This window comes from Citrobacter sp. W9, from assembly GCF_026719375.1.
GTDB lineage: Bacteria > Pseudomonadota > Gammaproteobacteria > Enterobacterales > Enterobacteriaceae > Citrobacter > Citrobacter werkmanii.
Map to the genome: position 1 here is coordinate 30813 of NZ_JAPPTE010000006.1, position 12500 is coordinate 43312.

Consider the following 12500-nt stretch of genomic DNA (forward strand, 5'->3'; position numbering starts at 1 on the left):
TTAGCCCAGATCGCCAAAACGCACCTGTAGCGCGGTAATGGCGGTGAGCGCAGTTGTCTCAGTACGCAGAACGCGAGGTCCTAACAGAATATCAGTAAACTGATAACGTGCGGTCATGGCAATTTCATCTGCCGACAGCCCACCCTCCGGGCCAATCAGCAAGCGGATGCGCTCTACCGGCAGCGGCAGCGTATTGATGCTGGCGCTGGCGCGAGGATGCAGGTTCAGTTTTAACCCTTCGTCCTGCTCAGCGCACCATGCTTCCAGATCCATTGCCGGGCGAATTTCAGGCACCCGGTTACGACCGCACTGTTCGCAGGCGGCAATGGCGATTTTCTGCCACTGCTGGAGCTTTTTGTTCAGGCGTTCACTGTCCAGTTTAACGCCGCAGCGCTCAGAAAAAAGTGGCGTAATGAGGCTTACACCCAGTTCGATCGATTTCTGGATAGTAAATTCCATTTTTTCGCCGCGCGACATCACCTGGCCCAGATGGATGTGCAACGGCGATTCACGATCGTCGAGTTCGGCGTTAAGCACCTTCACGTCAACGCTTTTCTTGCTGGCGTGAGTAATTTCGGCGTCAAAGATTTGATTGCTGCCGTCAAACAACTGTAACGCCTGGCCTGGTCCCATACGCAGCACACGGCCGATATGGTTGGCGGCATCTTCACACAGTGAAATTTGGCTGCCGGAAGCGAGTGGTTCAGGGTGATAAATGCGAGGAATGCGCATAGTTAAACATCCGCGTCATGGCCCTGGGCTGCGAAAGGCCAGGGCATGGTTAAAAATATTGCCGCTAGTGTAGGTTAGCTCTTTTGCGCCTGGCAAGCGCGTTGCACATAGGGGTTATGGTTCCCCTGTACCTTCGCAATGCGTTCGTCGCGCTCACACTCCCAATCGGTAACCGGATATTGCTTGTTCCAGGCATTAAAAAGCTGGGTTTGTTGGCGGGAGAGCGTCAGGTTGTATTGGTCGCGCATATAAAAATAGGTGCGTGCGATAGCGCCGCGGGCGCGGGCTGGCGGCTCGGCAACTTTCTCTTTGAAATCAACCTTCATGGCGCACTGTCCATACTGGCCTTCGCCACCGTTCCACTGGCTGTACATAAAGTTTGCGCGATCGCCATTTACTTCACCCACTGCAGGCTGCAGGTTATGCATATCGCTTTCCATCTGGCGATAGACTGGATCTTTGGCGCAGTTTTTACGTCCTCCGTCCTGCCAGCACTGGCGCTGATGGCCAAACTGCCAGGCAGGGACAACATGTTCCCATTCGATACGACTGGCGCGGTTTTCGTTTTTTCGCACTTTATAGCCACAGGATTCAAGGTCAACGACCCCTTTTTTACCTTGCCAGTTAATTTTACAACCGCAGTAGAAATCGCCCGGCGCATCGGCGTTAACTTTGACGCCTGCTGCTTTCGCCTGAGAAAAACTGTTGATACCTTCGGCTAACACCGGGCCAGAAAACGCAGCGGCTAACATGGCCGCGGCAAAAGAAAGATTACGGTACATCACGAACTCCGTGTCAAAACGAGCCCGCAACGTAGCGAAAGTTGTTCTTGTATGCAATCAGCGAGATCAGAAAGGTTCCTGATAATTCTGAATATTATTCTGCAACCAGTGGTTCGCCGCAATGGACGCAGCGGTAGGTAGCTTCACCGCGAACAACACGGTTATGGCGGCGAACGGTCAAGTGATGTTCCTGGCACTTACAGCGGTAAGCAAAGGTTTTACGTTGCACGGATTGCAGCTCAAACTGATGCGTGCGTCGGGCCGGGACGCCCAGCACACTCTCCATCATCCATTTCCACTCTTTTCCGTGCGGCGGGACGCGGCCAAAGTGCTTCCACACCAGCAAATGCGCCAGTTCATGGGGGACCACTTCGTTAACGAACGCATCGACGTTTTCCATCAGCAGCACCGGGTTGAGGCGGATTTCGTAAGTTTGTAGCCACGCCGTACCTGCGGCGGTTCCGCGCTGTTGGTAAACCAGCTTTGGCTCCGGGTAATGACGTTCCAGCTTGAGATTGGCCTGGGCGAGTTTTTCCCGCAGGCTGCGCATAACGGCTTGCTGGATGGCGATGGGAAGTCGGGAGGTTTTCATAACGCCAGAGGATAGTGCGACAGGGAAGGGACTGCAAGAGGAAGGCTTCCTCCCGCCTGGGGAGGAAGCCTTGAGTGATTAGTCGTGTGCGCCAATTTCGCGCAGTTTACGACCTTTCATCAGGTTACGTTCAATGTGTTCCAGAGAGACGTTTTTCGTTTCCGGGATTAGCCACAGGGTCAGGAAGATGAACAGGACGTTCAGGCCGCCGTAGACCCAGAAGGTGTTAGCGCTGCCCAGCGAGTTCAGCATCGTCAGGAAGGTTGCGCCGACGATCATGTTAGCAATCCAGTTGGTTGCGGTAGAGCAGGTGATGCCGAAATCGCGGCCTTTCAGCGGCTGAATTTCAGAACACAGTACCCAAATCAGCGGACCGGCGCTCATCGCGAAGCCAACGATAAACATCAGCAGCATCAGCACGGCAAAGTACTGGGCGGCAGCGGAGTGGATACCCACATGCATCATGGTGCCCAGCACGCCCATACCTACAGCCATAACGATAAAGCCAAGAATCAGTGTAGGTTTACGTCCCCAGCGGTCAACCAGACCAATGGCGATAAAGGTTGCCAGCACGTTGGTCAGGCCAACGATAACCGTTCCCCACATCTGCTCGGTGGTGTTGGTATAACCCGCCAGTTCAAAGATTTTTGGCGCGTAATACATAATGACGTTCATCCCGGTGAACTGCTGCATCACCTGTAACAGCACGCCAAGGAACACTGCACGACGGAAGTTACTGTTTTCTTTAAACAGCGCCCAGCCGCTTTGTTTAACCTGCAGACTCTCACGAATTTCATCCAGTTCGCGTTTGGCCTCAGCGCTGGTATCACGCAGACGCAACAGAACGCGCTCGGCATCGACAAAACGACGTTTAGCTGCAAACCAACGCGGGCTGTCCGGCAGGAAGATAACGCCAATCAGCAGTAACAGAGCAGGGATAATGATTACGCCCAGCATCCAGCGCCATGCGCCGCTATAACTGAACGCGGTATCGGAGAGGTAAGCGCCGAGGATCCCGATGGTGATCATCAACTGATACATCGAGATCATGCTGCCGCGGATTTTTTCCGGTGCGATTTCGGACAGGTACAGCGGCGCGGTATAAGACGCAACGCCAACGGCCAGGCCCAGCAACACGCGGGAAACCAGTAGCACTTCAACGTTTGGTGCCGCGGCGGAGAACAATGAACCGGCAACAAACAGGATCGCGCCAATCATCAGGCTCTTTTTACGCCCCAGTTTGAAGGAGAGCCAGCCGCTGCCGACAGCGCCTACAGCCGCACCAAACATCATTGAGCTCACCACCCATTCCTGAGTGTGCGGGGTAATTTGAAACTCGTCGGTGATGAACGGTAAAGCACCGGCAATAACACCGATATCCAGGCCAAAAAGTAATCCAGCCAGGGCTGCAAGAAAGCAGACAAAAAATGTCATGGCTTTGTTGGAACGCCCCGTTTTTTTATTGTCAGGCATGATGCCCTCCGGTTGGGTAGCTAGTTTTGTTGATGTTAAGGGTAGGTGAGTACGGGGTAAAAAAATGCGAATCACATCACATTAGTGTAATCGCTTACATTGGCGTTCGTGGCGATTATTAATTATGACTTTGAAAGATAAGGTTTTTATAATAATACGATACAGTTATTTGCCTGGAATTAAGACAATACTGAAAAGTAATGTAACAATGATGCACAAGAGATGGCCAGGTTATGTTAATTAGAAGAGGGAGGAAACACAGCTTAATGTAATCGCTTTCATTTTCGTTCAAAAAGAGGATTAATAGCGCTGTTATGGAAAGGGGAGGCAGAGAGAAGATGGGCATAAAAAAGACCAGCCGAGGCTGGTCTTAAGAAGCATAAGCGTTCAGTCGTGACTGAATTATTTCAGTCCGGCAGCGTCACGCAGCAGTTGCGCTTTGTCGGTTTTTTCCCAAGGGAAATGCTCACGACCAAAGTGACCATAGGCTGCGGTTTCTTTGTAGATTGGGTGCAGCAGATCCAGCATCTGAATCAGACCATACGGGCGCAGGTCGAAGAACTCACGCACCAGCAGGGTCAACTGTTCTGAAGGCACTTTTTCGGTACCGAACGTTTCTACCATGATAGAGGTCGGTTCAGCCACGCCGATTGCGTAGGAAACCTGAATCTCACAACGGTCAGCCAGGCCAGCGGCAACGATGTTTTTCGCGACGTAGCGGGCCGCATAGGCTGCGGAACGGTCAACTTTAGACGGATCCTTACCAGAGAATGCGCCGCCACCGTGACGAGCCATACCGCCGTAGGTATCAACGATAATCTTACGACCGGTCAGACCGCAGTCGCCCATTGGGCCGCCGATAACGAAACGACCGGTTGGGTTGATGAAGAATTTGGTAGAAGCATTCAGCCATTCAGTCGGCAGTACCGGCTTGATGATCTCTTCCATAACGGCTTCTTGCAGCGATTTCTGATCGATATCTTCAGAGTGCTGAGTCGACAGAACGACCGCATCAATACCGACGATTTTGCCGTCGTCATACTGGAAGGTAACCTGGCTTTTTGCATCCGGGCGCAGCCAGGATAAGGTGCCGTTTTTACGCACTTCAGCCTGACGCTGCACCAGACGGTGAGCATAGGTAATCGGGGCTGGCATCAGCACGTCGGTTTCGTTGGTGGCGTAGCCAAACATCAGACCCTGGTCGCCCGCGCCCTGTTCCAGCGGATCGGCACGATCAACGCCCTGGTTGATGTCCGGAGACTGTTTACCAATTGCGCTCAGTACCGCACAAGAGTTGGCGTCAAAACCCATGTCGGAATGCACATAGCCAATTTCGCGCACCGTGTTACGGGTGATCTCTTCGATATCGACCCATGCGCTGGTGGTGATCTCACCGCCAACTAAAACCATACCGGTTTTGACGTAGGTTTCGCAGGCAACGCGTGCTTTCGGATCCTGTTCCAGGATTGCATCCAGCACGGCATCAGAGATTTGGTCAGCGATTTTGTCAGGATGCCCTTCTGATACGGACTCGGACGTAAAAAGGTGTTTTGCCATATTTAATTTCACCTAAGGAGAATTTGGTTAGCTCAAACTGTCGAGTGGGATAGCCATGTGTAGAAGATTCTACCATGAGTCTGCAGATGACGGACACTGGCAGTCTGAGTGTTAATCGGTATAGATGGATTAACATCTGGACGGCTATTTTAGGACAGTTCTTCGCCTGATTTCCAGCTTTTTTTGATTGAGGTCGCATTGTACTGAAAATGTAACTGGAAATTTTTCCTGACGGTGCTGGCAATGTGTGCATTTATCTTTTGCTTTTTACTCCCCATATCGGTATAAAACGCGGCGCGCGGCTCATACAAAAAGCACACGACATTTTCATCGTGTTGCCACTTCCAGCCGGGTTAAAACTTTAGCTTTGGCTTGTGGGTTCTCCGTAAGGAGCAACCGTGGAGGTGATACGAGATAATGAACCGTTGTATTCTGCTGAATCTGTCGCACCGTTCTGGTGTACATATGTCCCCCGCAATCTGCATCTCTGTTTTGCATACCTGTCGATGTTATATACACAAAATCATTTATGCTGCGTCGAGGCGGCAAATGAATGAGTCCCCTGAACGTACGAGTAGTACGTGACTGGGGCGAATGCGCGTAGCCAACAAAGAGGCTGCATGAAGGATGAAGTGTATACCCATCTCGGCGTATCTCAGGACTCAAGAGCCGGTAACGGTCACTAAGAACTGAACAAGGGCGCTCTTGGTAAACAAGAGTTTTCTCGTGGTTTCGCCGAACTGTCAGCAGTACGTTCGGTTACGTGTTTACAATGATATGAAAAAGAAACCGGTCGCACAGTCGGAGCATCAGCACTATCTGCTGGAAATTCTGCCTGTATTTGGGTTGTTATCGCGTCTTTGGATTGCGATAGTAGTCAACTGTTTTACACTTGTTAATAAAATTTGAGGTTCGCTATGTCTGACGACATTTCTTTGGGTTCGCCTTCGTCAGCAGGCGAACACGGTGTACTACGCTCCATGCAGGAGGTTGCAATGAGTTCCGAGGAAGCCAGCAAGATGCTGCGTACTTACAATATTGCCTGGTGGGGTAATAACTATTATGACGTCAATGAACTGGGTCACATCAGCGTGTGCCCGGATCCGGACGTACCAGAAGCGCGTGTTGACCTTGCTGAGTTGGTGAAAGCCCGTGAAGCGCAGGGCCAGCGTCTGCCTGCTTTGTTCTGCTTCCCGCAGATCCTGCAACACCGACTGCGTTCGATTAACGCCGCGTTCAAACGCGCCCGTGAATCCTACGGCTACAACGGTGACTATTTCCTCGTTTACCCGATCAAGGTCAACCAACACCGTCGCGTGATTGAATCACTGATCCACTCCGGCGAACCGTTGGGACTGGAAGCGGGTTCCAAGGCTGAACTGATGGCCGTTCTGGCTCATGCCGGAATGACCCGTAGCGTGATCGTCTGTAACGGCTATAAAGACCGTGAATACATCCGTCTGGCGCTGATTGGCGAGAAGATGGGCCATAAGGTCTATCTGGTTATCGAGAAGATGTCTGAAATCGCCATCGTGCTGGATGAAGCTGAACGCCTGAATGTCGTTCCGCGTCTGGGCGTGCGTGCGCGTCTGGCGTCGCAGGGTTCCGGCAAGTGGCAGTCCTCCGGTGGTGAAAAATCCAAATTCGGCCTGGCGGCAAACCAGGTACTGCAACTAGTAGAAATTCTGCGTGAGCGCGGCCGTCTGGACAGCATTCAACTGCTGCACTTCCACCTCGGCTCGCAGATGGCGAACATTCGTGATATCGCCACCGGCGTGCGTGAGTCGGCCCGTTTCTACGTCGAGCTGCACAAGCTGGGCGTGAATATTCAGTGCTTCGACGTGGGCGGCGGCCTGGGCGTGGACTATGAAGGTACCCGCTCGCAGTCCGACTGCTCCGTAAACTACGGCCTGAACGAATACGCCAACAACATTATCTGGGCGATTGGCGACGCCTGTGAAGAGCATGGTCTACCGCACCCGACAGTGATCACTGAATCGGGTCGTGCCGTTACCGCGCACCATACCGTGCTGGTCTCCAACATCATTGGCGTTGAGCGTAGCGAAATTACCGAAGCGACGCCGCCGGCAGACAACGCGCCGCGCTCCCTGCAAAGCATGTGGGAAACCTGGCAAGAGATGCACGAGCCGGGCACGCGCCGTTCGCTGCGTGAATGGCTGCACGACAGCCAGATGGACCTGCACGATATTCACGTTGGCTACTCTTCTGGCACCTTTAGCCTGCAGGAACGTGCGTGGGCAGAGCAGCTCTATCTGAACATGTGCCATAATGTGCAAAAACAACTCGATCCGAGCAACCGCGCGCACCGCCCGATTATCGACGAGCTGCAGGAGCGGATGGCGGATAAGATTTACGTCAACTTCTCACTGTTCCAGTCAATGCCGGATGCGTGGGGGATCGACCAACTGTTCCCGGTGCTGCCGCTGGAAGGGCTGAACCAGGCGCCTGAGCGCCGCGCGGTGCTGCTGGATATTACCTGTGACTCTGATGGCGCTATCGACCATTACGTTGACGGGGATGGTATTGCCACCACCATGCCGATGCCGGAATACGACCCGGAGAACCCGCCGATGCTGGGCTTCTTTATGGTCGGCGCGTATCAGGAGATCCTTGGTAACATGCACAACCTGTTCGGCGATACCGAAGCCGTTGACGTGTTTGTCTTCCCTGACGGCAGCGTGGAAGTTGAGCTGTCTGACGAAGGCGATACCGTGGCGGACATGCTGCAGTATGTGCAGTTGGATCCGAAAACGCTGCTGACGCAGTTCCGTGATCAGGTGAAAAACACCGATCTGGACGCCGAGTTGCAACAACAGTTCCTCGAAGAATTTGAAGCAGGGCTGTACGGATACACCTATCTGGAAGATGAATAACGGTAAATTCCCGGTGGCGCTGCGTTTGCGGCGCTCACTTGAATCCGTACAAATTAACGGCGATAATTCGCCGATACAAGTAGTCACGTAAATCAATCCCTTCCTCGTCGGGCTTAACGACGCGGAGGGGATTTTTTTTCACCGATTTTACAAGAGGTCAGCACATGAGCACCTTAGGTCATCAATACGACAACTCCCTGGTTTCTAACGCCTTTGGTTTTTTGCGTCTGCCGATGAATTTCATGCCTTACGATAGCGATGCCGACTGGGTGATCACCGGCGTACCGTTTGATATGGCAACGTCTGGCCGCGCGGGCGGTCGCCATGGCCCGGCAGCAATCCGTCAGGTTTCTACCAACCTGGCGTGGGAGCACAACCGCTTCCCATGGAACTTCGATATGCGTGAGCGCCTGAACGTGGTGGACTGCGGCGATCTGGTGTATGCGTTTGGCGATGCCCGTGAAATGAGTGAGAAACTGCAGGCGCACGCAGAGAAACTGCTTTCTGCAGGTAAGCGCATGCTTTCCTTCGGTGGCGACCACTTCGTCACGCTGCCGCTGCTGCGCGCGCACGCTAAGCACTTTGGTAAGATGGCGCTGGTGCATTTTGATGCCCACACCGACACCTACGCTAACGGCTGCGAATTCGACCACGGCACCATGTTCTATACTGCGCCAAATGAAGGGCTGATCGATCCGAATCACTCTGTACAGATCGGTATTCGCACTGAGTTCGACAAAGATAATGGCTTTACCGTACTGGATGCCTGCCAGGTGAACGATCGCGGCGTAGACGACGTCATTGCCCAGGTGAAACAGATCGTTGGCGATATGCCAGTGTATCTGACCTTTGATATCGACTGTCTGGATCCGGCGTTTGCGCCGGGTACCGGTACGCCGGTGATCGGCGGTCTGACGTCCGATCGCGCGATCAAGCTGGTACGTGGTCTGAAGGATCTGAATATCGTGGGGATGGACGTGGTGGAAGTGGCGCCGGCTTACGATCAGTCTGAGATCACCGCGCTGGCGGCGGCGACTTTAGCGTTAGAAATGCTGTATATCCAGGCGGCGAAGAAAGGCGAATAAGTTGTTTTGCCGGATGGCGCTGCGCTTATCCGGCCTACAGTTGGTTGATGCCTGTAGGCCGGATAAGGCTTCACACCGCCATTCGGCACTGCTTGAAGATTACTTAATTCCGTCCGCGCTCATGCGATCGCGAATATGCTGCGCACGTTCGGCGGATGCCGGGTGATCGTCAAACATTGAGCTTTGACGTCCGGCTTCCAGTTTTGCCAGTTTCTCAAAGCTGGTGGCTAAGCCTGCCGGATTGATCCCACGTTTGCGCAACAAATCATACGAGTAATCATCCGCTTCGGATTCCTGACGCTGGGAGAACTGTGAGTTCACCAGTTTTTCGCCAAGATCGCCCAATTGCGACTGCGACAGGCTGCCGACAATGCCGCCAGCGGAGGCCGCCGCTGCACGCACCGCGTTCGTGCCCAACGCAACCTGCATGCCTTTTTTCACGTGACCCAACGCGACGTGGCCCATTTCGTGGCCGATCACCGCTTCGACTTCGTTATCCGTCATCATATCCATCAGGCCGCTGTATACGCGGATACAGCCGTTCGCCATGGCAAAAGCATTTACATCTTTCGCCATATAGACTTTGTAGTTCACCGGCTGGCCGTTAATGTTATCGCCAAGCGCGGAGGCGATTTTGCCAAGACGCGTTGCATACTCGCTGCCAGCCGGGGCGATGGTAGCTTTGCTGTCCATATCATTACAGGCCTGATCGCTCAGCGCTTTTACCTGAGCATCGCTCAGGCTGTAGGCCTGAAAAGCCTCTGCGCCTGAGGAAAGCAGTCCGTTTGAGTCCATGTTCTGGCAGCCGGTCAATGCCGCTGCCATGCTCGTAGCAAGCAGTAAAGCGCGAATTTTCATTTTTTCTCTTCCGCACAAAGTCAGGATTATTCTAAAAAATGCGTCGTTTGCAGGTAAACCGACGCTCAGCATAAGTATAAAGAAAAGAACAATAAGCGGGCGAGAAGATTGCGCAACATGCGTGCATGATCCAGAGATTTCTGAAGCGGTAAAAGGATGCTCCATGTACATGACACGCGGCTTGGGTTACATTGTTGGCACTTTTTTCCGGCGTAGCCCAAAACGCGCTGTCGTCAAGTCGTTTAGGGCGTGGCCTTCATTATCCGATCTGGAGTCAAAATGTCCTCACGTAAAGAGCTTGCCAATGCTATTCGTGCGCTGAGCATGGACGCAGTACAGAAAGCCAAATCCGGTCACCCGGGTGCCCCGATGGGTATGGCTGACATTGCCGAAGTCCTGTGGCGTGATTTCCTGAACCACAACCCGACTAACCCGTCCTGGGCTGACCGTGACCGCTTCGTGCTGTCTAACGGCCACGGCTCCATGCTGATTTATAGCCTGCTGCACCTCACCGGTTATGACCTGCCGATGTCTGAGCTGCAGAATTTCCGTCAGTTGCATTCCAAAACGCCGGGTCACCCGGAAGTGGGTTACACCGCAGGTGTTGAAACCACGACGGGTCCTCTGGGCCAGGGTATTGCGAACGCAGTCGGTATGGCTATCGCTGAAAAAACGCTGGCGGCGCAGTTTAACCGCCCAGGTCATGACATCGTTGACCACTTCACCTACGCTTTCATGGGCGACGGCTGCATGATGGAAGGTATCTCTCACGAGGTATGTTCTCTGGCCGGTACGCTGAAGCTGGGCAAACTGGTTGCGTTCTACGATGACAACGGCATCTCTATCGATGGTCACGTTGAAGGCTGGTTCACCGATGACACCGCTAAGCGTTTCGAAGCTTATGGCTGGCATGTGGTTCGTGGCGTTGATGGTCACGATGCTGATGCGATTAAACGCGCAGTCGAAGAAGCGCGCGCAGTGACCGACAAACCGTCTCTGCTGATGTGCAAAACCATTATCGGTTTCGGTTCTCCGAACAAAGCGGGTACTCACGACTCTCACGGTGCGCCGTTGGGCGATGCTGAAATCGCACTGACCCGCGAACAGCTGGGCTGGAAATACGCGCCGTTCGAAATCCCGTCTGAAATCTATGCTCAGTGGGATGCGAAAGAAGCAGGCCAGGCAAAAGAAGCTGCGTGGAACGAGAAGTTCGCCGCATATGCGAAAGCCTTCCCGCAGGAAGCGGCTGAATTCACCCGTCGTATGAAAGGTGACATGCCGGCTGATTTCGACGCGAAAGCGAACGAGTTCATTGCGAAGCTGCAGGCTAACCCGGCGAAAATCGCCAGCCGTAAAGCGTCTCAGAACGCGATTGAAGCATTCGGTCCTCTGCTGCCGGAATTCCTTGGCGGCTCTGCTGACCTGGCACCTTCTAACCTGACTCTGTGGTCTGGTTCTAAAGCGATCAACGAAGATACCGCCGGTAACTACATCCATTACGGTGTGCGTGAATTCGGTATGACCGCTATCGCTAACGGTATCTCCCTGCACGGTGGTTTCCTGCCGTATACCTCTACCTTCCTGATGTTTGTAGAATATGCCCGTAACGCGGTGCGTATGGCTGCGCTGATGAAACAGCGTCAGGTGATGGTCTACACCCACGACTCCATCGGTCTGGGCGAAGATGGCCCGACTCACCAGCCGGTAGAGCAGGTTGCGTCTCTGCGTGTGACGCCAAACATGAGCACATGGCGTCCGTGTGACCAGGTCGAATCCGCCGTGGCGTGGAAATACGGTGTTGAGCGTCAGGACGGCCCGACCGCGCTGATCCTCTCCCGTCAGAACCTGGCACAGCAGGAACGTACCGAAGAGCAACTGGCGAACATCGCTCGCGGCGGCTACGTGCTGAAAGATTGCGCTGGTCAGCCGGAACTGATCTTCATTGCGACCGGTTCTGAAGTTGAGCTGGCTGTGGCTGCGTGGGACAAACTGACAGCTGAAGGCGTGAAGGCGCGCGTGGTTTCCATGCCGTCCACCGACGCGTTCGACAAACAGGATGCCGCTTACCGTGAATCCGTACTGCCGAAAGCCGTTTCTGCACGCGTGGCAATCGAAGCGGGGATTGCTGACTACTGGTTCAAATACGTGGGCCTGAACGGCGCTATCGTCGGCATGACCACTTTTGGCGAGTCTGCTCCGGCTGAGCTGCTGTTTGAAGAGTTCGGTTTCACCGTAGACAACGTTGTCGCGAAAGCAAAAGAACTGCTGTAATTACGGTTACAGATAAAAACGGGTCGCTTAGGCGGCCCGTTTTTTTTTGGACACTGATTGCGGCAGAAAAGTGTGTTAAGCATTTTATCTTTCATCTATTTTTCATTTAATATAAGTGTCCGGCTGAATCTATTATATTTTATCGATAAAAACTGACGTGAATGCACTGGTTTTTTGTGCGTTTTCATAAATTTGAAATACATTTCAAATTAAATACATTCATTGCATTTATTATTTGAGTAGGTCTGTATTGAAT

The 12500-nt window shown here is 53.2% G+C and carries 10 protein-coding genes and 1 pseudogene; 5 read left to right on the forward strand and 6 right to left on the reverse strand.

Annotation, left to right across the window (positions count from 1 at the left end):
• The 5 genes from rsmE to metK form a co-directional block, all read right to left on the reverse strand.
• Positions 1-732 (reverse strand): 16S rRNA (uracil(1498)-N(3))-methyltransferase, encoded by a 732-nt coding sequence (rsmE, locus tag OOJ59_RS11055; RefSeq protein ID WP_038633593.1) that lies wholly within the window; start codon positions 730-732, stop codon positions 1-3.
• A 74-nt stretch (positions 733-806) separates the two neighbouring features.
• Positions 807-1514: a deoxyribonuclease I gene (endA, locus tag OOJ59_RS11060; protein WP_085048753.1), complete on the reverse strand. Its 708-nt coding sequence runs from the start codon at positions 1512-1514 to the stop codon at positions 807-809.
• A 94-nt stretch (positions 1515-1608) separates the two neighbouring features.
• Positions 1609-2106, reverse strand: coding sequence for a SprT family zinc-dependent metalloprotease (locus tag OOJ59_RS11065; RefSeq protein ID WP_038633587.1), 498 nt, complete (start codon positions 2104-2106; stop codon positions 1609-1611).
• 78 nt (positions 2107-2184) lie between these two features.
• Complete coding sequence (gene galP, locus OOJ59_RS11070; RefSeq protein ID WP_069324803.1) at positions 2185-3579, reverse strand: galactose/proton symporter; 1395 nt, start codon at positions 3577-3579, stop codon at positions 2185-2187.
• 402 nt (positions 3580-3981) lie between these two features.
• Complete coding sequence (gene metK / locus OOJ59_RS11075) at positions 3982-5136, reverse strand: methionine adenosyltransferase (RefSeq protein WP_006686850.1); 1155 nt, start codon at positions 5134-5136, stop codon at positions 3982-3984.
• Positions 5137-5553: 417 nt separating this feature from the next.
• On the opposite strand from metK, the pseudogene OOJ59_RS28090 reads away from it, so the two are divergent.
• The 4 genes and pseudogenes from OOJ59_RS28090 to speB form a co-directional block, all read left to right on the forward strand.
• Positions 5554-5655: pseudogene (locus OOJ59_RS28090) on the forward strand (hypothetical protein); the annotation flags it as partial.
• 258 nt (positions 5656-5913) lie between these two features.
• Positions 5914-6045 (forward strand): acid stress response protein YqgB, encoded by a 132-nt coding sequence (yqgB, locus tag OOJ59_RS11080; RefSeq protein WP_137360737.1) that lies wholly within the window; start codon positions 5914-5916, stop codon positions 6043-6045.
• An 8-nt stretch (positions 6046-6053) separates the two neighbouring features.
• On the forward strand, positions 6054-8030 hold the full coding sequence (speA, locus tag OOJ59_RS11085) for a biosynthetic arginine decarboxylase (protein ID WP_072014782.1): 1977 nt from the start codon (positions 6054-6056) through the stop codon (positions 8028-8030).
• Between the two features lie 164 nt (positions 8031-8194).
• Positions 8195-9115 (forward strand): agmatinase, encoded by a 921-nt coding sequence (gene speB, locus OOJ59_RS11090; protein ID WP_038633575.1) that lies wholly within the window; start codon positions 8195-8197, stop codon positions 9113-9115.
• 99 nt (positions 9116-9214) lie between these two features.
• Here the strand turns inward: speB and OOJ59_RS11095 are convergent, their stop codons facing one another.
• Positions 9215-9973 (reverse strand): M48 family metallopeptidase, encoded by a 759-nt coding sequence (locus OOJ59_RS11095; RefSeq protein ID WP_038633572.1) that lies wholly within the window; start codon positions 9971-9973, stop codon positions 9215-9217.
• A gap of 279 nt (positions 9974-10252) precedes the next feature.
• Between OOJ59_RS11095 and tkt the strand changes: the two genes are divergently transcribed.
• Complete coding sequence (tkt, locus tag OOJ59_RS11100) at positions 10253-12244, forward strand: transketolase (RefSeq protein WP_038633569.1); 1992 nt, start codon at positions 10253-10255, stop codon at positions 12242-12244.
• The last annotated feature ends 256 nt before the right edge of the window (positions 12245-12500 follow it).

Excerpts from the sequence above, each read along its gene's own strand:
- endA (WP_085048753.1), bottom strand. The coding sequence starts at position 1,514 with ATGTACCGTAATCTTTCTTTTGCCGCGGCCATGTTAGCCGCTGCGTTT.
- rsmE (WP_038633593.1), bottom strand. The coding sequence starts at position 732 with ATGCGCATTCCTCGCATTTATCACCCTGAACCACTCGCTTCCGGCAGC.
- tkt (WP_038633569.1), top strand. The coding sequence starts at position 10,253 with ATGTCCTCACGTAAAGAGCTTGCCAATGCTATTCGTGCGCTGAGCATG.
- speB (WP_038633575.1), top strand. The coding sequence starts at position 8,195 with ATGAGCACCTTAGGTCATCAATACGACAACTCCCTGGTTTCTAACGCC.
- speA (WP_072014782.1), top strand. The coding sequence starts at position 6,054 with ATGTCTGACGACATTTCTTTGGGTTCGCCTTCGTCAGCAGGCGAACAC.
- yqgB (WP_137360737.1), top strand. The coding sequence starts at position 5,914 with ATGAAAAAGAAACCGGTCGCACAGTCGGAGCATCAGCACTATCTGCTG.
- OOJ59_RS11065 (WP_038633587.1), bottom strand. The coding sequence starts at position 2,106 with ATGAAAACCTCCCGACTTCCCATCGCCATCCAGCAAGCCGTTATGCGC.
- metK (WP_006686850.1), bottom strand. The coding sequence starts at position 5,136 with ATGGCAAAACACCTTTTTACGTCCGAGTCCGTATCAGAAGGGCATCCT.
- galP (WP_069324803.1), bottom strand. The coding sequence starts at position 3,579 with ATGCCTGACAATAAAAAAACGGGGCGTTCCAACAAAGCCATGACATTT.
- OOJ59_RS11095 (WP_038633572.1), bottom strand. The coding sequence starts at position 9,973 with ATGAAAATTCGCGCTTTACTGCTTGCTACGAGCATGGCAGCGGCATTG.